Annotated in this window: 24 protein-coding genes; 18 read left to right on the forward strand and 6 right to left on the reverse strand. The window is 45.1% G+C overall.

Features of this window, described 5'->3' with window-relative positions:
• Window positions 1-22: 22 nt before the first annotated feature.
• On the forward strand, window positions 23-1,372 hold the full coding sequence (gene accC / locus KFK88_RS00700) for an acetyl-CoA carboxylase biotin carboxylase subunit (RefSeq protein WP_223576735.1): 1,350 nt from the start codon (window positions 23-25) through the stop codon (window positions 1,370-1,372).
• A gap of 7 nt (window positions 1,373-1,379) precedes the next feature.
• Here accC and KFK88_RS00705 read toward each other — a convergent pair whose 3' ends face one another.
• The gene (locus KFK88_RS00705) at window positions 1,380-1,685 is read right to left on the reverse strand and encodes a hypothetical protein (protein WP_223576736.1); all 306 of its coding nucleotides are present in this window, start codon (window positions 1,683-1,685) and stop codon (window positions 1,380-1,382) included.
• A 116-nt stretch (window positions 1,686-1,801) separates the two neighbouring features.
• Here KFK88_RS00705 and prmA point away from each other — a divergent pair, with 116 nt between their 5' ends.
• The 9 genes from prmA to KFK88_RS00750 all read left to right on the forward strand — a co-directional run bounded on the left by prmA (window position 1,802) and on the right by KFK88_RS00750 (window position 11,493).
• The gene (gene prmA / locus KFK88_RS00710; RefSeq protein WP_223576737.1) at window positions 1,802-2,695 is read left to right on the forward strand and encodes a 50S ribosomal protein L11 methyltransferase; all 894 of its coding nucleotides are present in this window, start codon (window positions 1,802-1,804) and stop codon (window positions 2,693-2,695) included.
• A gap of 46 nt (window positions 2,696-2,741) precedes the next feature.
• On the forward strand, window positions 2,742-3,509 hold the full coding sequence (locus tag KFK88_RS00715) for a zinc-ribbon and DUF3426 domain-containing protein (protein ID WP_223576738.1): 768 nt from the start codon (window positions 2,742-2,744) through the stop codon (window positions 3,507-3,509).
• A 231-nt stretch (window positions 3,510-3,740) separates the two neighbouring features.
• Window positions 3,741-4,721 carry a tRNA dihydrouridine synthase DusB gene (dusB, locus tag KFK88_RS00720; protein WP_223576739.1) on the forward strand — a complete coding sequence of 327 codons (981 nt, stop codon included), beginning with the start codon at window positions 3,741-3,743 and terminating at the stop codon, window positions 4,719-4,721.
• The gene (fis, locus tag KFK88_RS00725) at window positions 4,718-5,029 is read left to right on the forward strand and encodes a DNA-binding transcriptional regulator Fis (protein ID WP_223576740.1); all 312 of its coding nucleotides are present in this window, start codon (window positions 4,718-4,720) and stop codon (window positions 5,027-5,029) included. Before dusB ends, fis begins: the two co-directional genes overlap by 4 nt.
• A 59-nt stretch (window positions 5,030-5,088) precedes the next feature.
• Window positions 5,089-6,654: a bifunctional phosphoribosylaminoimidazolecarboxamide formyltransferase/IMP cyclohydrolase gene (gene purH / locus KFK88_RS00730; protein ID WP_223576741.1), complete on the forward strand. Its 1,566-nt coding sequence runs from the start codon at window positions 5,089-5,091 to the stop codon at window positions 6,652-6,654.
• 17 nt (window positions 6,655-6,671) lie between these two features.
• The gene (gene purD, locus KFK88_RS00735) at window positions 6,672-7,961 is read left to right on the forward strand and encodes a phosphoribosylamine--glycine ligase (protein ID WP_223576742.1); all 1,290 of its coding nucleotides are present in this window, start codon (window positions 6,672-6,674) and stop codon (window positions 7,959-7,961) included.
• Between the two features lie 182 nt (window positions 7,962-8,143).
• On the forward strand, window positions 8,144-10,810 hold the full coding sequence (locus tag KFK88_RS11985; protein ID WP_223576743.1) for an intermembrane phospholipid transport protein YdbH family protein: 2,667 nt from the start codon (window positions 8,144-8,146) through the stop codon (window positions 10,808-10,810).
• A 63-nt stretch (window positions 10,811-10,873) separates the two neighbouring features.
• Complete coding sequence (locus tag KFK88_RS00745; RefSeq protein WP_223576744.1) at window positions 10,874-11,068, forward strand: YnbE family lipoprotein; 195 nt, start codon at window positions 10,874-10,876, stop codon at window positions 11,066-11,068.
• An 89-nt stretch (window positions 11,069-11,157) separates the two neighbouring features.
• Complete coding sequence (locus KFK88_RS00750) at window positions 11,158-11,493, forward strand: YdbL family protein (protein ID WP_223576745.1); 336 nt, start codon at window positions 11,158-11,160, stop codon at window positions 11,491-11,493.
• Between the two features lie 27 nt (window positions 11,494-11,520).
• Here KFK88_RS00750 and KFK88_RS00755 read toward each other — a convergent pair whose 3' ends face one another.
• Together KFK88_RS00755 and KFK88_RS00760 are read right to left on the reverse strand one after the other, a co-directional pair.
• On the reverse strand, window positions 11,521-12,114 hold the full coding sequence (locus tag KFK88_RS00755) for a glutathione S-transferase (protein ID WP_223576746.1): 594 nt from the start codon (window positions 12,112-12,114) through the stop codon (window positions 11,521-11,523).
• A gap of 23 nt (window positions 12,115-12,137) precedes the next feature.
• Window positions 12,138-13,637, reverse strand: coding sequence for an AAA family ATPase (locus KFK88_RS00760; RefSeq protein ID WP_223576747.1), 1,500 nt, complete (start codon window positions 13,635-13,637; stop codon window positions 12,138-12,140).
• Between the two features lie 83 nt (window positions 13,638-13,720).
• Between KFK88_RS00760 and coq7 the strand changes: the two genes are divergently transcribed.
• Entirely contained in the window at window positions 13,721-14,359 is a 639-nt protein-coding gene (gene coq7 / locus KFK88_RS00765; RefSeq protein ID WP_223577652.1) for a 2-polyprenyl-3-methyl-6-methoxy-1,4-benzoquinone monooxygenase, read from the forward strand.
• Window positions 14,360-14,458: 99 nt separating this feature from the next.
• Window positions 14,459-14,833, forward strand: coding sequence for a DUF6746 family protein (locus KFK88_RS00770; protein ID WP_223576748.1), 375 nt, complete (start codon window positions 14,459-14,461; stop codon window positions 14,831-14,833).
• 27 nt (window positions 14,834-14,860) lie between these two features.
• Here the strand turns inward: KFK88_RS00770 and KFK88_RS00775 are convergent, their stop codons facing one another.
• Window positions 14,861-15,727: an ion transporter gene (locus tag KFK88_RS00775; protein ID WP_223576749.1), complete on the reverse strand. Its 867-nt coding sequence runs from the start codon at window positions 15,725-15,727 to the stop codon at window positions 14,861-14,863.
• A gap of 241 nt (window positions 15,728-15,968) precedes the next feature.
• Here KFK88_RS00775 and metK point away from each other — a divergent pair, with 241 nt between their 5' ends.
• The 6 genes from metK (at window position 15,969) to KFK88_RS00805 (ending at window position 22,295) form a co-directional block, all read left to right on the forward strand.
• Window positions 15,969-17,129 carry a methionine adenosyltransferase gene (gene metK, locus KFK88_RS00780; RefSeq protein WP_223576750.1) on the forward strand — a complete coding sequence of 387 codons (1,161 nt, stop codon included), beginning with the start codon at window positions 15,969-15,971 and terminating at the stop codon, window positions 17,127-17,129.
• A gap of 41 nt (window positions 17,130-17,170) precedes the next feature.
• Entirely contained in the window at window positions 17,171-18,568 is a 1,398-nt protein-coding gene (ahcY, locus tag KFK88_RS00785) for an adenosylhomocysteinase (RefSeq protein ID WP_223576751.1), read from the forward strand.
• A gap of 191 nt (window positions 18,569-18,759) precedes the next feature.
• Entirely contained in the window at window positions 18,760-19,158 is a 399-nt protein-coding gene (locus KFK88_RS00790; RefSeq protein WP_223576752.1) for a hypothetical protein, read from the forward strand.
• A gap of 94 nt (window positions 19,159-19,252) precedes the next feature.
• Window positions 19,253-19,804 (forward strand): hypothetical protein, encoded by a 552-nt coding sequence (locus tag KFK88_RS00795; protein WP_223576753.1) that lies wholly within the window; start codon window positions 19,253-19,255, stop codon window positions 19,802-19,804.
• A gap of 384 nt (window positions 19,805-20,188) precedes the next feature.
• Complete coding sequence (locus KFK88_RS00800; protein ID WP_223576754.1) at window positions 20,189-21,538, forward strand: adenosylmethionine--8-amino-7-oxononanoate transaminase; 1,350 nt, start codon at window positions 20,189-20,191, stop codon at window positions 21,536-21,538.
• 19 nt (window positions 21,539-21,557) lie between these two features.
• The gene (locus tag KFK88_RS00805) at window positions 21,558-22,295 is read left to right on the forward strand and encodes a 16S rRNA (uracil(1498)-N(3))-methyltransferase (RefSeq protein ID WP_223576755.1); all 738 of its coding nucleotides are present in this window, start codon (window positions 21,558-21,560) and stop codon (window positions 22,293-22,295) included.
• 74 nt (window positions 22,296-22,369) lie between these two features.
• Here KFK88_RS00805 and KFK88_RS00810 read toward each other — a convergent pair whose 3' ends face one another.
• A complete protein-coding gene (locus tag KFK88_RS00810) occupies window positions 22,370-22,837 on the reverse strand; it encodes a chemotaxis protein CheW (RefSeq protein ID WP_223576756.1) in 468 nt (155 codons plus the stop codon).
• Between the two features lie 8 nt (window positions 22,838-22,845).
• Window positions 22,846-23,439 (reverse strand): chemotaxis protein CheB, encoded by a 594-nt coding sequence (locus KFK88_RS00815; RefSeq protein WP_223576757.1) that lies wholly within the window; start codon window positions 23,437-23,439, stop codon window positions 22,846-22,848.
• Window position 23,440: the final 1 nt, after the last annotated feature.

Raw genomic sequence — 23,440 nt, forward strand, 5'->3', positions numbered from 1 at the left:
CCTAACGAATAGGTAAAGAGTTATGTTAGAAAAAGTGGTCATAGCCAACCGTGGCGAGATCGCGTTGCGCATATTGCGAGCCTGTCGTGAACTGGGAATAAAAACTGTTGCCGTTCACTCAACAGCCGATGAAGACTTGATGCACGTTCGTCTTGCCGACGAATCCGTATGTATCGGCCCTGCGTCAGCTACCGACAGCTACCTCAATATTCCAGCGATTATCTCAGCCGCAGAAATTACCGATGCCGTGGGTATTCACCCGGGTTACGGTTTCTTAGCTGAAAACGCTGACTTCGCAGAACAAGTCGAAAAAAGCGGGTTCACTTTCATCGGCCCAAGCGCAGAAGTCATTAACCTGATGGGCGACAAGGTTTCAGCCATTGCCGCCATGAAAAAAGCGGGCGTACCTTGCGTACCAGGCTCTGACGGCCCATTAGGCGATAATGAAAAAGATAACCTCGCGATGGCTAAGCGTATCGGCTATCCAGTGATCATTAAAGCTGCCGGCGGCGGCGGTGGTCGTGGTATGCGCGTGGTACACAAAGAGCAAGATTTATTGAAATCTATCTCTTTGACTAAGTCAGAAGCAGGCTCGGTTTTCGGGAACGACATGGTGTACATGGAGAAATTCCTAGAAACGCCACGTCACGTCGAAATTCAAGTTTTAGCTGACGGTCATGGCAACGCAATTCACCTTGGTGAACGTGACTGCTCGATGCAACGACGTCACCAAAAAGTGGTTGAAGAAGCACCAGCACCAGGCATCACTGACCAAATGCGTAAGCATATTGGTGAGCGCTGTGTTCAAGCGTGTAAACAGCTCGGCTACCGCGGCGCAGGTACTTTTGAGTTCTTGTATGAAAAAGGCGAGTTCTACTTTATCGAAATGAACACTCGTGTTCAGGTAGAGCACCCAGTGTCAGAATTAATTTCTGGCGTTGATATCATCAAAGAACAGCTTCGCATCGCCAGCAACCAGCCATTGTCATTCAAGCAAGAAGACATCCAGCTGAAAGGCCATGCCATTGAGTGCCGTATCAACGCAGAAGATCCCGATACCTTCATCCCATCACCAGGTGTTATCAAGCGTTTCCACGCTCCAGGTGGCCCAGGTATCCGTATCGACTCGCACATTTACGCCTCATACAAGGTACCACCTTACTACGACTCAATGATCGGTAAGTTGATCACCTATGGCGAAACACGCGAAGTCGCGATCCAGCGTATGCAAATGGCGCTCGAAGAAATCGTTATTGACGGTATTAAAACCAACATACCGCTACAAAAACGCATTCTAGCCGACGCCAACTTCCAAAAAGGTGGAACCAACATCCACTACTTGGAACGTCAAATGTTTGGTGATAAAGACTAAACGACTGTTAAAAGTAAGTAAAAAGCCGGCAAATGCCGGCTTTTTTATGATTCACTGTTCGGTTTTCTTTTTTTGACCTTTCTAGCACAGCAATAATAACAGATGATAAGAGATAAATAAGCAAGCTATTTGCCGTTATTGTTAGTGCCTCCCCATCCATTACCTTACCAATATAAAGGTTGGTCACCATTGCTGCTAATAAAAGTAATAGCCAAATCGAATTTTTAATAAAAACAGGCTTTCCTTTGATAAAGGCATATACTTGATAAACAGACAAGCATATAAATAGTATCCCAAGAATAGTTTCAAACATTCCTAATCAATCTCCTTATTTTAGGGTTAAAATCCAATTAAGTTTTACCATTGTTTTGATAATAGTGTGTCACTAACTCTATAATAAACCAACTTTTTCCCTACTTTCCAACAGTAATGGCTTGGATCCAACTTAAATTCGATTACAAACATGCCGATGCCGACACCTTAAGTGACCACTTGATGGAGCTTGGCGCTCTGGCGGTGACCTTTTTAGATGCAGAGGACAAGCCGATCCTTGAGCCTTTGCCGGGCGAGACGCCTTTGTGGGAACATTTGATCGTGCTAGCGTTATTTGACGCTGAAACTGATACCTCGATGATGGATAACTTGCTCAAACATAGCGACTTTTATCAGCACTTTGGCGACAGTTATGAGTGGGAAATTATTCGCGACCAAGATTGGGAACGGAGCTGGATGGATAACTTTAAGCCGATGCAGTTTGGCGAGCGGGTTTGGATTGTGCCGAGTTGGTGCGATGCTCCTGAGCCTGATGCAGTGAACATCAAGCTCGATCCGGGCTTGGCTTTTGGCACGGGCACTCACCCGACGACCTCTCTTTGCCTTCAGTGGCTTGATAGCGCTGATTTAACGGGAAAGACAGTCATCGATTACGGATGCGGCTCAGGTATTCTGGCTATTGCAGCGCTATTGCTAGGCGCCGACAAAGTGTACGCAGTCGATATTGATCCGCAAGCCATCGAAGCGACTAAGCAGAACCTAGAGCGTAACGCCATTCAAAGCGAACGCCTTGTCCTAGGATTGCCGAACGACGTGGAATTACCACAAGCTGACATCTTAGTTGCCAACATTTTAGCTGAACCCTTGCGCCAGTTGGCAGAATCTATTGCAAACTCGGTGCAAAGCGGTGGAAATCTGGTATTATCGGGTCTGCTCGAAAGTCAGGCCGAAGAATTAAAACAGCTTTACAGTCAGTGGTTTACTATGGACCCAGTAGCCAAAGAAGAAGACTGGGCGCGACTTTCTGGCCAAAAATTAGCGACACCTTAGACAATAATAACCTTCTGCCTTTGGCTTGATGATTGAATAACGCATTATGAGTGAAACCTTTTTAACCAACTGTCCCCACTGTAAATCAGTGTTTAAACTGCGTAAGGAGCACCTTGAAGTTGCTTCGGGGCACGTCCGTTGTGGTAACTGTCACTCATTATTCCTCGCCACCGACTCGCTGGTGTCTCTTGATAAAGAAAGCCAAAAAGCTCAGATGTCCGAGTCGGTTGAAGAAGCGGAAGAGAAAATTGTCTCGCAATCGATTCCAGAGCTGACGGAAATTGACAAGTCTGAACATTATCAACTTGCAGTTGATGAAACAGAAACCGCTCACTCCAAATCTTTTAGCTTTAAGTGGCTATTTTACGGGGTAGCCAGTCTAATTTTGCTCTACTTGGCATTTTGGTTCTTATATTTATGGCCCAATAAAGCCACTTTGGCTCAAGACACCAGCTGGCGTCCCGTTTATCAATTCTCATGTTCTGTCTTCGGTTGCCAACTAGCTCCCCGCCAGGACATTGAGCAGTATCGAGTTAATGCTATTGAGGTCAACACCACCCGTAATGGACAGCAAGAAGTCAGCATGGTGCTTAAAAATGTCGCTAACTTCGCGCAACCCTACCCTAAAGTGCGCGTCATTCTAAGTGACATCAAAGGTAACCAGTATCCCAGCCCAACCTATAAGCCTCAGCACTACTTGCCTGAGGTCAATCACAATGATCTGATAAAACCTAATCAGTCGGTACACATTGCGTTCACCTTTACCAATGAAATCAGTGATTACAGCGGGTATCAGGTCGAGTTAGTGAAATAGGCCACAAACAATCAGTGCTTTAGTTATAGCTGCTCAATTGTCAAGCAAAATATTGTTGGTTTTTTAAACAATTTCCGTTCAAAAGCACTTTAAAAAAGTGTATGATCGGCGACCTTAATTTGAACCTACAGCCCTATTCTCAGACATTAGGCGTATTTTTATAATTGCCTCGTGTAGAGAGCTTATGTCTCACGAAACTGGGTAACGTAATCGGGTGAAATAACCACAATCATGCGAATTGCTCAATACGAACTCGACAACCCTCTGATTCTCGCGCCGATGGCGGGAGTGACGGATCGTCCGTTTCGTTTGTTGTGCAAAGAGCTTGGCGCTGGCATGACGGTATCAGAAATGATCGCGTCGAACCCTAAGCTGTGGAATACCAAGAAAAGCCTGATGCGCAGTGATCATACAGGCGAGCCTGGTATTCGTTCGGTTCAAATAGCTGGTGCAGAACCTGAGATGATGGCGCAGGCCGCCAAGCATAACGTTGATAATGGTGCTGAAGTCATTGATATCAACATGGGTTGCCCGGCGAAGAAAGTTTGTAAGAAAGCTGCTGGTTCAGCACTACTGCAACATCCTGACCTCGTCGAAGATATCGTCAAGGCCGTGGTTGGTGCGGTGGATGTGCCAGTAACATTAAAAATAAGAACAGGTTGGAATCCTGACAATCGCAATGGTGTCGATATTGCGAAAATTGCACAGGACAATGGCATCCAAGCCTTGGCAGTGCACGGCAGAACCCGAGCGTGTAAGTTTCAAGGATTTGCCGAATACGACACGATTGCAGCAATCAAACAGGCGGTTGAAATTCCTGTGATTGCGAATGGTGATATCACCAATCCTGAGAAGGCGAAGTTTGTACTTGAGCATACGGGTGCAGACGCATTGATGATTGGTCGAGGGGCGCAGGGGAACCCCTGGATATTCCGCGAAATTTGGCACTATTTGCAGACGGGGGAGCTTTTAGCACCACCAAGCATTGAAGAAGTTCGCGACGTGATGGTTCGTCACGTTAAAGGGCTTCATCAATTTTACGGTGAGGTTATGGGTCCCAAAATTGCTCGAAAGCATGTCACTTGGTACCTACAAGAACAGGCTGACAGCAAAGAATTCCGCAGCACTTTCAATCGTATTGATGAAGGCGCCGAGCAAATAGACGTTTTAAACCTTTATTTTGAACAAAAGCAACAGGCTAAAGCAGCATGACAATTTTTGATACGACAATTAACAACCAAACAGCGTCTCTAAATCAAGGAACGACTAGCGACTCTACAAGCTTTCAATCTAACCCAACCTTGCGTGAGCACGTTGCCATTTCAATGCAACAATACCTCAAGCAAATGCAAGGTCAGCCATTGAGCGATGTTTATGACTTGGTGTTAACTCAAGTTGAGGAACCTCTTCTGCGTGCCATCATGGAACACACTCGTAACAACCAAACTAAAGCAGCGAAAGTCCTAGGTCTAAACCGTGGCACGCTACGCAAAAAGTTAAAACGTTACAACCTACTGTAAAATCTACCAATTAAAATAGGGGTCTTTGATAGGGCCCCTACTTTTTAAGGAGCTACAACATGTCAAACTATCGTCCGGTGAAACGCGCCCTGATCAGCGTTTCTGATAAAACTGGAGTAGTTGAATTCGCCAAAACTCTTGCTAGTAAGGGTGTTGAAATCCTTTCAACAGGCGGTACTGCAAAACTATTACGCGACAACGATATTACAGTAACCGACGTTGCTGATTACACGGGCTTTCCAGAGATGATGGATGGCCGCGTGAAAACCTTACACCCTAAAGTTCATGGCGCCATCTTAGGCCGTCGTGGTATGGATGATAAGGTCATGGAAGAACACGGCATTATCGGTATCGATATGGTCGTGGTGAATCTATACCCTTTCGAAAGCACCATTGCGAAAAGCGACTCAACGCTAGAAGACGCTATCGAGAACATCGACATCGGCGGACCAACCATGGTGCGTTCTGCTGCTAAAAACCACCAAGATGTCACTATCGTCGTTGAAAATGAAGATTTTGACTTGGTGGCAGCTCAAATCGAAGAAAAAGGCGCGGTCAATAAAGAGACTCGCTTCCGTTTGGCAGCAAAAGCTTTTGCTCACACGGCTCGTTATGACGCAGCTATTTCGAACTATCTTGGTGTACAAGCTGCTGAAGATAGTAGCGATTTCCCGCCGACCTATTCTGTGCAATTCAAAAAAGCGCAAGACATGCGTTACGGCGAGAACCCACATCAAAACTCAGCGTTTTATGTGGAGCATGATCCTAAAGAAGCCAGCGTTTCAACGGCGAAGCAACTTCAAGGAAAAGCTTTATCGTATAACAACATTGCCGACACCGATGCGGCACTTGAGTGCGTCAAAAGCTTTGAAGAACCAGCTTGTGTCATCGTTAAGCACGCCAATCCTTGTGGCGTCGCTATCGCAGACACTATCGGCCAAGCGTATGACTTAGCTTTCGCCACTGACCCAACCTCTGCGTTTGGCGGAATCATTGCTTTCAACCGCGAATTAGACGCTGAAACAGCAAAAGCGATTGTTGATCGCCAATTTGTGGAAGTCATTATTGCGCCAAGCATTAACGACGCAGCCAAAACGGTTGTTGCTGAGAAAAAGAACGTTCGCTTATTAGAGTGCGGTCAATGGGACCAAGCAGTTCCTTCTTACGACTATAAACGCGTTAACGGCGGCCTACTGATTCAAGACCGCGATTTAGGCATGGTGTTTGAAGACGATCTGCGTATCGTTACCAAGCGTCAGCCGACTCAAGAAGAGATGCGTGACCTGTTGTTCAGCTGGAAAGTTGCCAAATTTGTAAAGTCGAACGCTATCGTTTACTGCAAGAACGGCCAAACTATTGGCGTTGGTGCAGGCCAAATGAGTCGTGTATACAGTGCTAAAATCGCTGGCATCAAAGCTGCAGACGAAAACTTAGAAGTCCGTGGTTCAGTCATGTCATCAGACGCATTTTTCCCGTTCCGTGACGGTATTGATGCCGCTGCAGAAGCGGGTATCACCGCTGTCATTCAGCCAGGCGGCTCAATTCGTGATGACGAAGTGATTGAAGCAGCGAATGAAAACGATATGGCCATGGTCTTCACAGGCATGCGTCATTTCCGTCATTAATCGGTAAGGAATTCGATATGAACGTATTAATTATCGGTAACGGTGGTCGTGAACACGCTTTGGCGTGGAAGGCCGCTCAGTCAGATAATGTGTCTAAAGTATTTGTTGCCCCAGGTAACGCTGGTACAGCGCTTGAAGCAAAAGTTGAAAACGTAGCGATTGGCGTCGAAGCCATCGACGAGTTGGTTGCTTTTGCCAAAGACAATAACGTCGAGCTGACCATCGTTGGCCCAGAAGCACCGCTGGTCATTGGCGTCGTCGACTCTTTTAAAAATGCTGGCTTAAAGTGCTTTGGCCCAACCAAAGGCGCAGCACAACTGGAAGGCTCGAAAGCTTTCACCAAAGACTTCTTAGCACGCCATAAGATCCCAACGGCAGCTTATCAAAACTTCACGGAAATCGAGCCCGCTAAGGCTTACGTCCGCGAAATGGGTACGCCAATCGTGATTAAAGCTGACGGCTTAGCCGCTGGTAAAGGTGTGATCATCGCCCAAACTGAAGTAGAAGCCGACGCTGCGATTGATGACATGCTAGCAGGTAACAAGTTTGGTGATGCTGGTCATCGTGTGGTGATTGAAGAGTTCTTACAAGGTGAAGAAGCCAGTTTTATCGTGATGGTCGATGGCAAAAACATCTTGCCACTCGCTTCATCACAAGATCACAAAGCTCGCGACAACGGAGACAAAGGTCCGAACACCGGTGGCATGGGTGCATATTCTCCAGCGCCAGTGGTCACGGCTGAGATGCATGACCGCATCATGGAGCAAGTGATTGTGCCAACTGTTGAAGGTATGGCTGCTGAAGGTCACCCGTACACAGGCTTCCTTTATGCTGGCGTCATGATCGACTCTGACGGTGTGCCTAAAGTACTTGAATACAACTGTCGCTTCGGTGATCCAGAAACGCAGCCGATTATGAGCCGTCTAAACTCAGATTTGGTTGAGCTTTGCCTGACAGCGATTGATGGCAAATTGGATACCACTACAGCGGACTGGGATCCTCGCGCAGCTATTGGTGTGGTAATGGCTGCTGGCGGTTACCCTGAGAGCTATCCGAAAGGTGATGTTATTTCTGGACTCGATGCAGTCAATGATATCAGTACTATTGGCAAGGTTTTCCACGCAGGTACCTCAGAAAAAGATGGTAATATCGTCACTAGCGGTGGACGTGTGCTATGTGTTGTTGCACTAGGTGATAGCGTGACTGAAGCACAAGCAAAAGCCTACCAAGCAGTTGATAAAATCACTTGGGACAAAGTGTATTATCGTACTGACATTGGTCACCGAGCCATTGCTCGTGAACAATAAAACTCTATGAGTTGACTAAAGGCGCTTCGGCGCCTTTTTTATTATCTATTACTAACATGTAGCACATAGGCTCGATTTCTTGAAACGATTCATTACAGATTCAGTCTAACCCGCTAGACTGGTCATGTTACACTGACTAGACAAAACAGGCCGTGCAATAACAAGGACTTACAGGTTTTAGAGTGCAACCAGAAGCAACCCACAAACGCTCTTGGCTAAAAACAACAGTAAAAGTGCTGATATGGACTATCCTCGTCCTAGCGCTTGCTTTGGCTATTGCTTACTGGACAGCACCCTCTTGGGTACCTGGCCAGCTTCAAAAGTTTCTCCCCGCATCCATAAAACTTCAAAATTTAGAGTTTAAACGCCCCGGTCTCACTTCAACACACATTGATGAGTTGACGCTCATTCTAGGTGAGGAATCTCCCTATACAGTTACTCTAAACCAGGTCGAGCTGGGTTACTCATTATGGCAACGTAAACTAACGTCTATTTCAGCGGACAAGGCTCATATTCTTTGGCCAGAAGCTTTACCCTCAAATCAAAAGTCACCACCGCTTGAGCAAATTCCACTGCCAACACTTCCTGTCGCTGAAATGTCGCTTGAACAGCTCACTATCGAAGGTCTATTTCTTCAAAACATCGTAGCGAATAATATTAAGATAGCCGATCGTGAGAACACGGCAGAAGTCACCACCGATGTTCACTTTCTCGATCGAACCTTCAACATTAAGGCGACAGCGACACGCTCCGATAAATGGCTCGATACGGTTGATACAAATATTCTACAAGGTAACAATCGACTGCAAGTAATTGCTTCCCCAATTAATAGCAAGCATTGGGACTTTGATGGTAATGGTTTGCTCAATCTTACTGAGCTTTATCCGTCAGAAGATAGCCACCCTGAGGGCGTTGAACCTATTAATGTCAGACTGCAGGGCTCGGTTAATCTCGAGGACAGCGTTCAGTTAGTGTTAGCGCCCGAAAGCCAGATTATCACTAACATCAATGCTTCATCACTGGGGCTAGTGCCTAACCTAGTTGAACTGCTGAAAAGCTACTATGTTTCAACCAATCTTCATAAACTACCGCCAGAGTATCAAGTAGTCGTTTCGCCCAAAGAGCCGACACAAATCACCTATGAAGGTGATACACAGCAGTTGCTGATTAACGACGGGCCTTTAGACCTCGCAATTACTAACCCTGCGATTACTGCTTCCGCCTCGCTTTCAAACGTCAGCTTAGATCTTAATCATCCGTTGACTGCGCCTATGCAAAAGGCTGAAGCGACGCTCAGTATGTTCGCGAAAAACCTAGCAGCAAACTTTAGCTCCCCTGAACACAAGGCCAGCACAAACAATCTCAACTTGTCGTTCAGCAGCAACATCAAGCTGAATGAAGCATCGTTAGCTGTCTCTGACGCAAAAGGTAAAGTCTATCTAGACTCGGTGAGCTACGCGGGGAAAAACTCCACCGCACATATTTCTAAAAATGCTTGGTCTGTAAAAGGCCAATCAACCATTAAGTTGTCTGAGCAAGGCAAGCCCTACCATCAATGGTCGCTACAATCCGATATTCCGATGAATAGCACCTTAAATCTAGACAAAGAGCAGTTCACTGCCAACGCTGTCTCCGCGAAGCTGAATGTTACCCAAGACTCAAAACACCCATCAGGGATCATCACTGGCAACTATCAAGTAGCCGACTTAGGACTTAAGCAGCAACCTTTAAAGCTTAATGATCTCAAAGGCTCATTACAGTTTATTACCAACCAGTCGCCCAAGGGCACACTTACATTTGCTAATGCTCGCTACAACAGCCAACAAATTGGCGTTTCCAATATTTCTGGTGCTGTGGATTGGAGTAAAAAGGATAATAGCTTTGTCGCCCAAGGAGCCCTAAACCATCAGCAATCGAAGGTTCCTTTCAGTTACACCTTTAATTTAAAAACATCTCGGCATAACTTAAAGATCAAACAATCCTCCTTGCCCATTTCGACGATCACGAACTGGGTCACACTACTCAAGGATTACCCACAACTGCGCTTCAGTTCTGGACAGCTTGAGGTCGACTCATTAGATGGCGATCCGATTGGTCTATTATTTGATGGCAAAATTAAACTCGACAATTTTAACTTAAGCTATGACGAGTTTTACGTCAAAAACTGGACCATTGAAGACTCCTTAACTTCAAACTCAAAGCTCGGTGGTACTCTGAAGAGTCACATTGAAGAAATCGAGCTTGCTACTGATATCTCGATTACCGATGTCTCTTTTTTAATGCCTCACACCATCAACAGTTTGGTTATTACGAATCTCAAGGGTAACTTGCTAAAAGGCCATATTGAAGTACCTCAATTGACCATTAACGATGATGGCGTGTCGCCGTTCACCGCCTATCTAAAAGCGATTGATATTGGCGCGTTACTAAACGCCTTAAATAGTGAGAAACTCAAGCTCACAGGACGATTTGACTTTACCTTGCCACTAACCATTAACAAAAATGGTCAACAAATCCATAACGGCCAGTTTAAAGCGCTTAGTGAAGGTGTAGTTCAACTCAAATCTGACAAAGGTAAAGATGCCAATATAGCCTTCCAAGCGTTGGAAAACTTTCACTACAAAGAGTTTTCAGGCAACCTGAATTACGATGCCAAAGGCGATTACGTCATTGAGCTTAAAGTATTGGGTTCCAACCCTAATTTGTATAATGGATTCCCAATTAAGCTGGACTTAACCTTGCGTGGAACGCTACCAGAGATGCTCTACTCGATGCTCATCAGTGGCGATATGACCAAACCGATTCTGGATGATCTACAACAAAAACAAATTCTCAACATTCAGCCATAATTCATGTTATTGTTTTACACTGTAAGCTACGTCTACAAAGTGTTTTGACGAAAGGAATTGGTTATGACCCAAACAAAAAACATTGCTTTCAGTACCGTCTGTGCGGCCTTGTTAGCGCTCAGCGGATGCACTGTAAAGCTCGAAGCTCCAGACAAGCCTATCCATATCATCGGTGACTTCACCATTAAGCACGAAGTGGTAGTCAAGGTTGAGAAGGCGCTGGATCAAGCGTTAACCGAAGAGTCTGGTTTATTCTAGATTAACTTCAACAAATATCTTTACCACGGACATTGATTTTTAATTTATCCAGCACTAATTCAGTACAGGTGGATGATTAGGAGAGTAAAATGAAGACTCTAACAAAATTAGCATTAACACTGACCGCGGGCTTACTGTTAAGTGCCCAAGCTTTTGCTGCAAACCTAGGTCAACTTAAAGATGACGGTATCGTCGGTGAGTTGTCTAACGGCTATGTCGGCATCGTCGCCCAAAACAAAGCGACACCAGAAGTTAAAGCATTGGTCGAAGACGTTAACGACAAGCGTCGTCAAATTTATGCTGACCAAGCAAAGAAAAATAACAAATCAATTGCAGAAATTGAGGCGATCGCTGCTCGACGTAATATTGACCGCACTCAATCGGGTCACTACATTAAAGTGGGGGGCGGCTGGCAGAAGAAGTAATCTGCCAAAGCCAATCATTTCCACCCCTTATTTCGGAGCCGTCTGGGTCACACTCGGACGGTTCTGCTGTTCATCAAACCACATATTAAGCTTTGTAAAACCATCCAGCTTTTTATACTCCGGATGCCTAAACCTCAAATAATCCACTAGCGCTACCGTATTAATCGATAGTATTTCAAAGCGTTTTGGGTAACTTGCCAAATGCTGCTGTAAGTAAGCTAAGCCACGATCCAAAGCACCATAAAAGCGCTCTTGCCAAAACTCAGACTGCCCTTCGCCACGCATTTTATCTTGCTGCAATGCCACAGCGGTATCGAGTAGCCCTCGCGTCAATGAATATAGCGTCCTTAACTGCCAATCCTTATTAATGTCGCTGAACAAAGTGCCATCATCCGCTTGGGCATCTAAATATTCACCGATGACTTGGCTGTCGAAAAGAGCCATCCCCGTGTCGTTGATTAAACACGGTACTTTGCATAAAGGATTTGCCTCAACCAACTCTTTGGGATTATCAAAAGGATGGTGCGCAATTTCTTCGACTTTCGCGCTTAACCCCAGCTCACGCACCGCAATTCGAGCAGTACGAGCATAAGGTGATGCATCAGAATAAATCAGTTTCATTGTCTCTCCACTAAACTTGTAATCTAATTAGCTTTAACCGCCCGCTCATCGGCCCATGCTCTTAAGGCTGATATTTTCTCAGCCATCACGACGGATAACGGCTTGGTTTGACTGATTTCATCTAGAATCATTTCAGTCGTCAAGGTGCTGTCTTGATAATGTGCAGCATATAAACTCGCTACCACTGCCTGCTCAATTTCAGCACCACTAAAGCCATCTGTTTTTTCTGATAGCAAGACTAAATCAAAGTTCACTCCAGACTGATTACGTTTTTCTAAATGTATACGGAATATTTCTTGCCTCGCCATTGGTTCCGGCAGATCAACAAAAAACAACTCATCAAAACGCCCCTTTCGAATCAGTTCTGGTGGTAGCGCACTAATATCATTCGCTGTCGCCACGAAAAATACAGGGGAATCGTTTTCCTGCATAAATGTTAGTAAAGTACCCAGCATCCGTTTCGATGTGCCGCCATCGCTATCGGAGGTACTTAAGCCTTTTTCTATCTCATCAAGCCACAAAACACAGGGCGACATGGTTTGCGACATCTTCAAGGCTTCACGTAAGTTCTTTTCACTTTCACCGTGCCACTTATTGTACAAGGCACCGAAGTCTAAACGCAGTAACGGTATCTCCCACATGCCTGCAACCGCCTTAGCGGCTAACGACTTACCACTGCCTTGTACCCCCATCAATAAAATACCTTTCGGTATGTCTAAACCTATCTCTTTATCGCTTAAAAAGACTTTCTGTCGTAGCTGTAGCCATTTCTTTAGGTTGGCCATACCACCGACTTCAGCAAAGTGCGCAGTTTCATACTCATAGTGAACTGCTCCGTCCAAATCCAGCAGTTTATAACGCGCCTGGTTGACCTCTTCCACTTCATCTTTGCTGATAACGCCATCGTCATAGATTAGGTTCCTCACCATCTGCTCAGCGTCAGCCCAGGTCAGACCCCGTAAATTTTTCACAAGTCGCGATAATAAGGACTTATCCATGCGCACTCTTTTATCGGGATTTTTAACGCCCCAACGCGCAGCCTCTTTGCGAATAATGCTCTCCAACTCTTCGTCATCAGGTAACTTTAAACTGAATGACCGCGCTAACCTCTTCAATTCGTCAGGAAGCTCAAGCTTGTGACTGATCAGAATAATGGTTTGTTTGTGTTGTGGGTATGACAGTGCAATATCACGTAGCAAACGAATATTTTGTGGATGCTCTGCGCTAATGAAAGGGTGCATATCAAAAAGAACATACAGCCCCTCTCGTTCCATGCGCTTAATATGTGACAAACAGTCATCTGCCGTCTGCGTATCTTTCAACGGTGCAAAATGATCGCCCTTAACTTCCAAGCGTCTTAACCCTTCGGTCAAATGCCAACCAAACACCGGCTTATTCATATTAAATGCCACCTGATTGATCAGCTGCATTGCTCGATTCTCTTCATGAGTTTCGATAATCAATATCGGATTCTTCGAACGAATCAGAATATGAAGGTCATTCTGCTCAGTAATACTCGCCATGGTTCCTAATCGTGCTCCATCATTTCTATTTATTATCAATTAGCGCTAAAATAAGCCCATTAGAGGTTTTCACTAGGTTTATGATGCGCCAGTACAGCTTTTTTGATCGCCTATGTATGGTAGCCGATTCTGCTTTAAAAACAACTCAAGGGATCTATGATGCGGCTCCGCGTACAAGTCCTGCTGAGGACATTGCAGAGCAAGGTATGACGGCTGATGAACAAAAGCATGCCGCCAACTTAATGCGCATCAACCATACCGGCGAAGTCTGCGCACAAGCCTTGTATCAAGGTCAAGCCCTGACCGCCAAGCTGCCTGAGATCCGCCAAGAAATGGAGCATGCTGCACAAGAAGAAGTGGATCACCTCGCTTGGTGTAGCGAACGCCTCACTGAACTCAATAGCCACGACAGTTACCTCAACCCACTGTGGTATGCAGGCTCCTTTACGATCGGCGCCGTCGCTGGATTAGTCGGCGACAAGTGGAGTCTGGGCTTTGTTGCAGAAACGGAAAACCAAGTCTGTAAACATCTCGAAAGTCATCTCGACAAACTGCCCGAGCAAGACTACAAGAGCAAAGCAATCTTGTCGCAAATGCACACTGAAGAGCTCAAGCACGCCACCACCGCAATTGATAATGGCGCTGCCGAACTCCCTAAGCCTATAAAGCTTGGCATGAAAGCCATGTCCAAGGTCATGACCAGCACGGTTTATTACATTTAGTACAGACTTGTCCTAATAAATGTCACTCTGTGGTTCCCTAAAAGCCATCACATGCCCTATAATGTGAATGATTATTATTTGCAAACGTAAGGAACATCCATGAATCTATTAAGCAAAAGCCTATTTGCCATCATAGTAGCGTTAAGCAGTACCGCTTATGCCTCTGAAGTCCGCCATTACAAAGGCCAAGACGTTAACACGGTTGAAGAGGCTATCGCCGTATTACAAGAATACAACCCAAAGCTTCAGGCACTACTTGAGTCTGAAGAGTTAAAACCACAAGACATGGGTAAAATCCATGAAATGACCTACAGCATGGAAAATGCCTTAAAAATCCTAGAAGGCGCACTCAAAATTACTCAGCGCAACCTAGAAGAGCTACACCTTTCTTCTGAGCGTATGGAAACTGAAAAAGCCAAGATCTACGGCCAACTTTATTTAGACGACGCCGCTTTTTATACTGATAAAAAGTAGGACTGACAAGAAAGCCGAGCAGAGCTCCTATAGCTCTGCGCCACACTTCTTACAATGCACTGCGTCGGCGTCATGACCTTCATAAGAGCACGACGGGCAGGCGTTATTAGTAATTTCTTTTTCTTTGTGTTCCTTTATCGCTTGGCGAGTAATTTCTGCGCTGTAGATACCTGTCGGAACAGCAATTAAGCCGTAACCCATAATCATGATACAGGACGCCAAGAACTGACCTAAAGGCGACTGTGGGGAAATATCACCGTAGCCTACCGTTGTTAAAGTGACGATGGCCCAGTAAATTGACGTCGGGATACTGGTGAACCCGTTTTCGGCGCCTTCGATCACGTAAATCATTGAGCCAAAAATCACCACAAGCAGTATGACGGTGTATAAAAAGACACTAATCTTGGCATGACTGTTACGAAGGGCTTTCATCATCATGCTGGCCTCGCCAATATAACTGGCGAGCTTGAATATACGGAAAACGCGTAGCACACGCAAAATACGAATGACTAAGAAGTATTTGGCGTCGGCCAAGAACAGCGCTAAATAGGTCGGCAATATGGATAAGAGATCAACGATACCGTAAAAGCTTCTGGCGTATAGCATGGGCTTTCGCACACAAATCAAGCGCAGAATATATTCGATGGTAAAAAGAACCGTAAAGCTCCACTCGGCCACAAATAAGGTCGCTTCATATTTGGTGGAAATAGAGTCAACACTATCCAGCATCACTGCAAAGACACTGGCGAAAATACTGATGATCAGGAATACATCAAAAGCCTTACCCCAGCCCGTATCGGCTTCGAAAATAATCTCGTGGATTTTTTCGCGCCACGGCGCTAGCGGCTCTCCTTCGTCAAAGTTGTATCTTTTATGAATGGTCGGTCGACTCATTGGTAATTTTTGCCCTATTATTAGCAGTGATTATCCAGTAACGCCATCATAAACCGATACTTGCAATATTCAAACTATGACCCAATAAAAGATATTCATGTGTTTTTCACGGCAAAAGATGTAAAAATAGATGTTTTAGACGTCCAAAGCATGTAAAATTCGATTACTTTTTGACCGTCATGGACTACTTGGCGGCCTTTTTGTAAGTGTATCCCACACAAATTAAGGTATTAGTTACACAATGAGCAATTATTCCGTCTTTACTTCTGAGTCTGTTTCAGAAGGCCATCCAGATAAAATCGCTGACCAAATTTCTGACGCTGTGCTTGATGCCATTCTTGAGCAAGACACAAATGCGCGTGTTGCCGTTGAGACAATGGTCAAAACCGGCATGGTAATCGTCGCTGGCGAAGTCGCAACCACTGCTTGGGTCGATATCGAAGGAATCGCCCGTAAAACCATTGAAGATATCGGTTACACAGGTTCCGATATGGGCTTCGACTTTAGCTCATGTGCCGTATTGAACGCTATTGGTAAACAAAGCCCAGATATCGCGCAAGGCGTTGATCGCGACGATCCAGACGCTCAAGGCGCGGGAGACCAAGGTTTAATGTTTGGTTACGCCAGCAATGAAACTGACGTTTTAATGCCAGCTCCAATCACATACTCACACCGCTTAGTAGAGCGCCAAGCGCAATTGCGTAAGAACGGGAGCTTAAAGTGGCTACGCCCAGATGCCAAAAGTCAGCTGACCTTCCGCTATGAAGACGACAAGCCTGTAGGCATTGATGCCGTTGTTTTATCAACACAGCACACGCCAGACATTACACAGAAAGACTTACAGGAAGCGGTAATCGAAGAAATCATCAAACCGGTATTACCTGCTGAGTGGGTGACTGGCGACACGAAATACTTCGTTAATCCAACCGGTAAATTCGAAATCGGTGGCCCAATGGGCGATTGTGGTTTAACTGGCCGTAAAATTATCGTCGATACTTATGGCGGTATGGCACGTCACGGTGGAGGTGCTTTCTCAGGTAAAGACCCTTCAAAAGTAGACCGTAGCGCAGCATACGCTGGCCGTTACGTCGCGAAAAACATTGTTGCCGCAGGTCTAGCAGAACGATGTGAGATTCAAGTGTCTTACGCGATTGGTGTTGCCGAGCCAACGTCGATCAGCGTCAACACATTTGGCACAGGCAAAATCAGCGAAGACAAATTAGTTCAGCTGGTTCGTGAGCACTTCGACTTACGTCCACGCGGCTTAATCCAAATGCTGGATTTATTGCACCCTATTTACAAACCAACAGCAGCTTACGGTCACTTCGGTCGCACTGAAGACACTTTCACGTGGGAACGCACTGACAAAGCCGAAGCGCTTAAAGCTGCCGCTGGTCTATAGATTTTATTTTTAAATACACGTAACCAATTATTGGGAACAACATGACAGATTACATTGTAAAAGATATTAGCCTCGCTTCATGGGGCCACAAAGAAATCGAAATGGCAAAAAGCGAAATGCCAGGCTTGATGCAAATTCGTGAAGAATACGAAGGCGAGCAGCCACTGAAAGGCGCGCGTATCGCTGGTTCATTGCACATGACGATTCAAACCGCCATGTTAATGGAAACACTCATCGCGCTTGGAGCCGAGGTACGTTGGGTTTCTTGTAATATCTACTCAACGCAAGATCACGCTGCAGCAGCGATGGCTGACCAAGGTATTCCTGTGTTCGCATATAAAGGCGAAACGCTAGACGAATACTGGGACTACACGCACCGCATCATGAAATGGGGTGACGGCGGTTCTCCAAACATGATCCTAGATGATGGTGGCGATGCGACCATGCTTCTTATCCTAGGTAGCCGTGCTGAAAAAGACATCAGCGTATTGGATAACCCAGGTAGCGAAGAAGAAGTTGCTTTATTTAAGTCAATTAAAGCTAAGCTTGCCGAAGACGATACTTTCTACTCGCGCACGCTTGCTGAAATTCAAGGCGTGACTGAAGAAACGACTACTGGCGTAGCGCGTCTTTACCAAATGAAAAAATCAGGCGAGCTACCGTTCCCAGCTATTAACGTTAACGACTCAGTGACTAAATCTAAGTTCGATAACTTGTACGGCTGCCGCGAATCGTTGGTTGACGGTATCAAGCGTGCAACTGACGTGATGATCGCAGGTAAAGTCGCTATCGTTTGTGGTTACGGTGACGTGGGTAAAGGTTCTGCGCAATCGCTTCGAGGCCTTGGCGCAACCGTTTGGGTCACTGAAATCGACCCGATTTGTGCGCTTCAAGCAGCGATGGAAGGCTACCGTGTGGTAGACCTAGAAGATCCAAACATTGTTGAGCAAGCAGATATTTTCGTAACAGCAACAGGTAACTACGACATCATCCGCCATGAGCACATGGAGCGCATGAAAGACCAAGCGATCGTTTGTAACATTGGTCACTTCGATAACGAAATCAATATCGCGAGTTTAGAAGACTACGAATGGATCAACATTAAAGACCAAGTTGACCAAGTCGTATTCCCTGACGGTAAGCGTATTACCTTGTTAGCAAAAGGTCGTCTGGTAAACCTTGGTTGTGCCACAGGCCACCCAAGCTTCGTAATGTCGAACTCCTTCACTAACCAAGTTCTAGCGCAAATCGAACTTTGGAAAAATGGTGACAAATACGACAACGACGTTTACATCCTACCGAAACACCTAGATGAAAAAGTTGCCAAGCTACACCTAGAGCGTATCGGCGCGCGTTTAACCACGCTAACCGACAAGCAAGCAGCTTACATCAACGTTGAAGTCGAAGGCCCATACAAGCCTGAACACTATCGTTATTAATCACAGTTCTGTGATGTAAGAAAGCCGGCATTCGCCGGCTTTTTTACGGCTAAAATATACTGGATATAGCGGTCTGAAGGTTCGATAACCCTCTAACTGTCTAGAAATAGGCACTTGTAAAAAAACATCAATAACAATAAAGTGTTACGAGCGAATTCGTATAATAAAATTTTATGCATAAGGAGATCTTGGTGCTATCAATTATTGAAAAGCTAATTAACGAACATGGGTCATCGACGATTCTTAAGGAGAGGCTTGAGCTTGTTAATGATAAATACGAAGCCCTAGAAGCAAAGCTCATTAATTCTGAAAAAGAGAACGAATTTCTTCGTAAGAAAGTAGAGTCCTTAAAAAAGCAAGTGGAAGCACAAATAGTAAAATCAGAATTCATAGATTATAAGGGTGCTAAATTTAAACGGATGCCCTCTGGTAAATTTGAAGATGCTGTATATTGCTTAAAATGCAATGGAGGCATGTTTGCGCTAGAAAGCTGTTTGCCATTCGTGTGCGCCTCTTGCGGTTGCACTGCAAGCTTTAATGGTGGGCAGTTAAAATCCGTAATTAATGAATTACGCCAAGAATATGCATAACAAGGACATCAAAAATTGCTCCACTACGTTCCGCTGGACCTCCTTACGCGTTGCTCCAGTCTGCCCTTTATGTTGGTGTTAAGGATATAAACCAATGAACGAAGAATTTAGAAAAAATATTGCTTTTGTACAAACTGTCGTCTCCCTTGGTAGGGATCTAATACTTATTTTAATTGCAGTGTTTGCTGTTTCTATCCTGTATTTTGGCGGCGACCCAAAATCTTTAACAGAACTAGATTGGGCAAAATTAGTAGGCGGAGCATTAATAGTTGTAATCGCTCCTATTGTAGGTTATTACTTTATAGCCTTATTTGTCCGATTCGCTCAAGTAGCCCTAGATTCTTTCCACTACACATGGAAAAAAACTCCTAAAGTCCCGCGTGGATTTTTTGCGTTTTTCGACGTTGGCGTACGGAGGATGTCCTTAAAAGAGTATGTAGAAAAATGGAAGGAAAGGCGATCTAAAATTCAAACCAAATTAGATAAACATCCTGAGCACCGAAAGTATTACAAAGTGCTTACTAAATTACTTAATTTTTGTCTAAGTTTATACAGGGGTTCAAAATTTATATATGCATTTCTTTTTCTAATCGTTGGAGCATATGTATTTTACAACTTGTTTATTCAATATATAAAGCAAGCGTAGCCTCGAAAGAACGTATGTGATTTCGAGGTTAATTTCCCTCGAATACGCCTTAGGGCTACTCGAGGCCACGTAACTCAACATACTTGCACCAAATACCCCGTAATATTTAGCCTTCAGTGACTAAGACAAAGCAATTCAAATCGTGGATGATTTGAATAGTGAAATTCAGGCCAAGGATGGACTGTATTTCACGGTGCGTATAATGGCTTAGGAACTGAAAGGGAAGCCAAGCTTGCTTGGCCTAAATATTGGGGGCGACTTTCTTTGGTTCGTTTCTTTGTTCGGACAAAGAAATGAACACCACGAACTACCCTCAGCCTTTGAGACTTCCTCTCAAATACGCGATAATAGCGCCACGATTGATTCAATCACAAGATTTACTTTATGAATAACGCAAGTCTGAAAGAGCGCGATCTGGCCGTTTTATGGCATCCATGTAGTCAGATGAAAGACTACGAGAAATACCCTATGACGCCGATCAAGAAAGGCGATGGTGTTTATCTCGAGGATTTTGATGGTAATCGTTATATCGATGCGGTGAGTTCTTGGTGGGTCAATATCTTTGGTCATGCCAATCCAACCATTGCGCAGGCGATGAAAGATCAAGTCGATCAGCTCGAACACGTTATTTTCTCTGGCTTTACACACGAGCCTGCGATTGAGCTCGCAGAGAATCTCGTCAAAATCACACCACCTGGCTTAGACCGCGTGTTTTATGGTGAAAATGGCTCGTCAGCGGTCGAAATCGCTCTGAAGATGAGCATTCACTACTGGCAACTTAAAGGTAAACCAGAAAAGACTCAGTTCGTGACCTTAGAAAACGGTTATCACGGCGAGACCACTGGCGCGCTAGCGGTTTCAGACGTGGGGCTTTACAAAGAGCCTTACGAAACCATGATGTTTGACGTGATGACGGTACCTTCGCCTGACTGCTTCTATCGCGAAGAAGGCGAAAGCTGGGAAGATTATTCACGCCGTCAGTTTGTGCACATGCGCAAGTTAATCGAGGAAAAGCATGAAACCGTTGCCGCGGTGATTCTTGAGCCTTTGGTTCAGTGCGCTACCGGCATGCGTATGTACCACCCAGTCTACTTAACCGAATTACGCAAATTGTGTGATGAGTATGGTGTGCATTTAATTGCCGACGAGATTGCGGTTGGTTTTGGTCGTACGGGTACTTTGTTCGCTTGTGAGCAAGCGGATATCTCACCTGACTTTATGTGTCTATCGAAAGGCTTAACCGCTGGCTTCTTGCCTTTATCGGTGATGATGACTCGCGAAGAAATTTTCGAGGCTTTTTACGATGATTATGAAACCTTGAAAGCTTTCTTACACTCTCACAGCTATACAGGTTATGCCACTGGTTGTGCGGTCGCTAATGCAACGCTGAAAATTTTCCGCGAGCAGCCGATTATTGAGAATAACCAAGAACTTGCTAAGCACATGGCGCAAGCAACCGCTCACTTCGCGGATCATCCAAACGTCGCTGAAGTGCGTCAGACGGGCATGATTCTTGCGGCTGAAATGGTTCAAGATAAAAAGACTCGTCAAGGTTACGACTGGAAAGAGCGTCGCGGCATGCGCGTTTATGAGTATGCTTTGTCACGTGGTGCTTTATTGCGTCCGCTGGGTAACGTGGTTTACTTTATGCCACCATACGTTATTACGCCGGAAGAAATTGATAAACTGGCTGACATCGCTTGGAAAGGCATTCAGTTGGCTACTAAAGACTAATTAACAGTAAGGGCTTACCGTGCGCGTTTCCCGTATTTACACTGCTGAAGAATTAAACGTGGGTCAGTTGCTTCAGCTTGATCGCGAAGCGAGTAATCATTTAAGTCGCGTATTGCGCTTAAAAGTCGGTAACCCTGTTGTACTGTTTAATGGTGATGGCGCCGATTATCATGGCGTCATCGAAACCATCGACCGTAACCAAGTCGGTGTTCACCTTAAGGATCAATCAACGGTAGATGTCGAGTCTCCGCTGCATATTCATCTCTATCAAGGTGTCTCTCGTGGCGATAAAATGGATTTAACGCTTCAGAAAGGTGTAGAGCTCGGTATTAAGGAGTTTACACCGCTATTGACCGAACGCTGTGGCGTTAAGCTCGATCAGAAACGCTGGGAAAAGAAGGTACAGCACTGGGAAAAAGTGATTCAAAGTGCTTGTGAACAATGTGGGCGCGCGACATTACCTATATTAAATCCGGTCATTGATATAACTTCAGCCCTATCAAACACAGATAGCTCACAACACTTTTTTCTTCACCCTGAAGCAGAGCAATCATTTATAAGCTACTCTAAAGAAGTCCCTAGCGGCTCTATTGGGTTGTGGGTTGGCCCTGAAGGGGGCTTTAGTGATAAAGAAATTGAGCAGGTGCTGAATAACAATATTACCCCCGTCCAATTGGGGCCTCGAGTGTTAAGAACCGAGACCTCGGCTTTGGCAGCTGTCTCTGTAATGAATACCCTTTGGGGTGACTTCAAATAAAGACACTTTTCTTTGTCTATAAAGTAAAAAAGCAGCTTTAACGCTGCTTTTTTATTAAGTAAGTTATTTCAGTATTAGGCCGACACTAACTTTGACTCAATAAAGTCTAGATCAGGAATCAAAGCTTTCTTTCCGTCGACATTAACCCAAGCTTTAACTCCATCGTCTCGTCCTTGAATCTCATCAGCAATAAACTCTGAGTTATCGTCATCAACCGGTACCAAACGTGGAATACCGCGCACCATCAGGGCGACAAATGGCACGTCTTCATTACCGTTTAACGTGTAGCAGATAGCAATTCGTGAACGCTTAATATCGCCTAAATCTTTCTTGCCTTGTAACCGCTCAAGAGCAATTACTGGAATAGTCTGATTGCGCCAAACAACCGTACCGACTTTCCACTGATCGCTTGTCTCAATATTGTCGTCCAGCGATACGTTCATAAATGGAACGATCTCTGCAATCACGGTGTTTGGTAGCAACAAGCTATCTTCAAGCATTGGTACTAAAAAGCTGTATACATCTTTAACTGTCTCAGTCATGCAATCTCTCACGCATATTGATCAAGTGAACGGTGACTCTCTAAAAAGTCACACAATTGTCGCGCCAATCCTTTGGGGCTGTCTTTATAAATGACTTTTCCGGTGCGCATCATGTTCAGAGGCATCGAAGCTTGAACACAAGTTTCTAGCGTCTGGCACCATATCTCAACGTCGCTGTCGTCAAGACTGTCTGCACTGGCAGCGCCATCATCATCCATGCCACTGAATACAATCGCTAGCTTTTGCACGTTGGCTAAATCTAGTGATGACTCAAACATCTGATTGATGTTGGGCGCATACGGCGCATCCCACGGCTGTTCCGAAAGGTAAATTCTACCTTCAGGGTTAAAGCTAATCTTCTTGTCGATTGGCGCTATATAAAGCTTACCTGGAAGAATCGGCTTATTACCGTCAATAATCTCAGCGTTAATGAAAGGGTGCTCATTAAGCATAGACTCAAGACTTGGTAAAAACTCTTGAGTAATATGATTTCCAAGCACAAAGCAAACCGGTAGCGACTCATGCGGCAAGGCATCAATAAACTCTTTGACTGCCGCAGGGCCTCCTGTCGAGCCTGCTAATAACACTAACACTGTATTCATC

It is taken from the genome of Kangiella taiwanensis (assembly GCF_020005165.1).
GTDB classification, from domain to species: domain Bacteria; phylum Pseudomonadota; class Gammaproteobacteria; order Enterobacterales; family Kangiellaceae; genus Kangiella; species Kangiella taiwanensis.

What these genes read in the sequence shown, in the direction of transcription:
- accC (WP_223576735.1), top strand. Translation starts at nt 23, where the DNA reads ATGTTAGAAAAAGTGGTCATAGCCAACCGTGGCGAGATCGCGTTGCGC.
- KFK88_RS00705 (WP_223576736.1), bottom strand. Translation starts at nt 1,685, where the DNA reads ATGTTTGAAACTATTCTTGGGATACTATTTATATGCTTGTCTGTTTAT.
- prmA (WP_223576737.1), top strand. Translation starts at nt 1,802, where the DNA reads ATGGCTTGGATCCAACTTAAATTCGATTACAAACATGCCGATGCCGAC.
- KFK88_RS00715 (WP_223576738.1), top strand. Translation starts at nt 2,742, where the DNA reads ATGAGTGAAACCTTTTTAACCAACTGTCCCCACTGTAAATCAGTGTTT.
- dusB (WP_223576739.1), top strand. Translation starts at nt 3,741, where the DNA reads ATGCGAATTGCTCAATACGAACTCGACAACCCTCTGATTCTCGCGCCG.
- fis (WP_223576740.1), top strand. Translation starts at nt 4,718, where the DNA reads ATGACAATTTTTGATACGACAATTAACAACCAAACAGCGTCTCTAAAT.
- purH (WP_223576741.1), top strand. Translation starts at nt 5,089, where the DNA reads ATGTCAAACTATCGTCCGGTGAAACGCGCCCTGATCAGCGTTTCTGAT.
- purD (WP_223576742.1), top strand. Translation starts at nt 6,672, where the DNA reads ATGAACGTATTAATTATCGGTAACGGTGGTCGTGAACACGCTTTGGCG.
- KFK88_RS00745 (WP_223576744.1), top strand. Translation starts at nt 10,874, where the DNA reads ATGACCCAAACAAAAAACATTGCTTTCAGTACCGTCTGTGCGGCCTTG.
- KFK88_RS00750 (WP_223576745.1), top strand. Translation starts at nt 11,158, where the DNA reads ATGAAGACTCTAACAAAATTAGCATTAACACTGACCGCGGGCTTACTG.
- KFK88_RS00755 (WP_223576746.1), bottom strand. Translation starts at nt 12,114, where the DNA reads ATGAAACTGATTTATTCTGATGCATCACCTTATGCTCGTACTGCTCGA.
- KFK88_RS00760 (WP_223576747.1), bottom strand. Translation starts at nt 13,637, where the DNA reads ATGGCGAGTATTACTGAGCAGAATGACCTTCATATTCTGATTCGTTCG.
- coq7 (WP_223577652.1), top strand. Translation starts at nt 13,721, where the DNA reads ATGCGCCAGTACAGCTTTTTTGATCGCCTATGTATGGTAGCCGATTCT.
- KFK88_RS00770 (WP_223576748.1), top strand. Translation starts at nt 14,459, where the DNA reads ATGAATCTATTAAGCAAAAGCCTATTTGCCATCATAGTAGCGTTAAGC.
- KFK88_RS00775 (WP_223576749.1), bottom strand. Translation starts at nt 15,727, where the DNA reads ATGAGTCGACCGACCATTCATAAAAGATACAACTTTGACGAAGGAGAG.
- metK (WP_223576750.1), top strand. Translation starts at nt 15,969, where the DNA reads ATGAGCAATTATTCCGTCTTTACTTCTGAGTCTGTTTCAGAAGGCCAT.
- ahcY (WP_223576751.1), top strand. Translation starts at nt 17,171, where the DNA reads ATGACAGATTACATTGTAAAAGATATTAGCCTCGCTTCATGGGGCCAC.
- KFK88_RS00795 (WP_223576753.1), top strand. Translation starts at nt 19,253, where the DNA reads ATGAACGAAGAATTTAGAAAAAATATTGCTTTTGTACAAACTGTCGTC.
- KFK88_RS00800 (WP_223576754.1), top strand. Translation starts at nt 20,189, where the DNA reads ATGAATAACGCAAGTCTGAAAGAGCGCGATCTGGCCGTTTTATGGCAT.
- KFK88_RS00810 (WP_223576756.1), bottom strand. Translation starts at nt 22,837, where the DNA reads ATGACTGAGACAGTTAAAGATGTATACAGCTTTTTAGTACCAATGCTT.
- KFK88_RS00815 (WP_223576757.1), bottom strand. Translation starts at nt 23,439, where the DNA reads ATGAATACAGTGTTAGTGTTATTAGCAGGCTCGACAGGAGGCCCTGCG.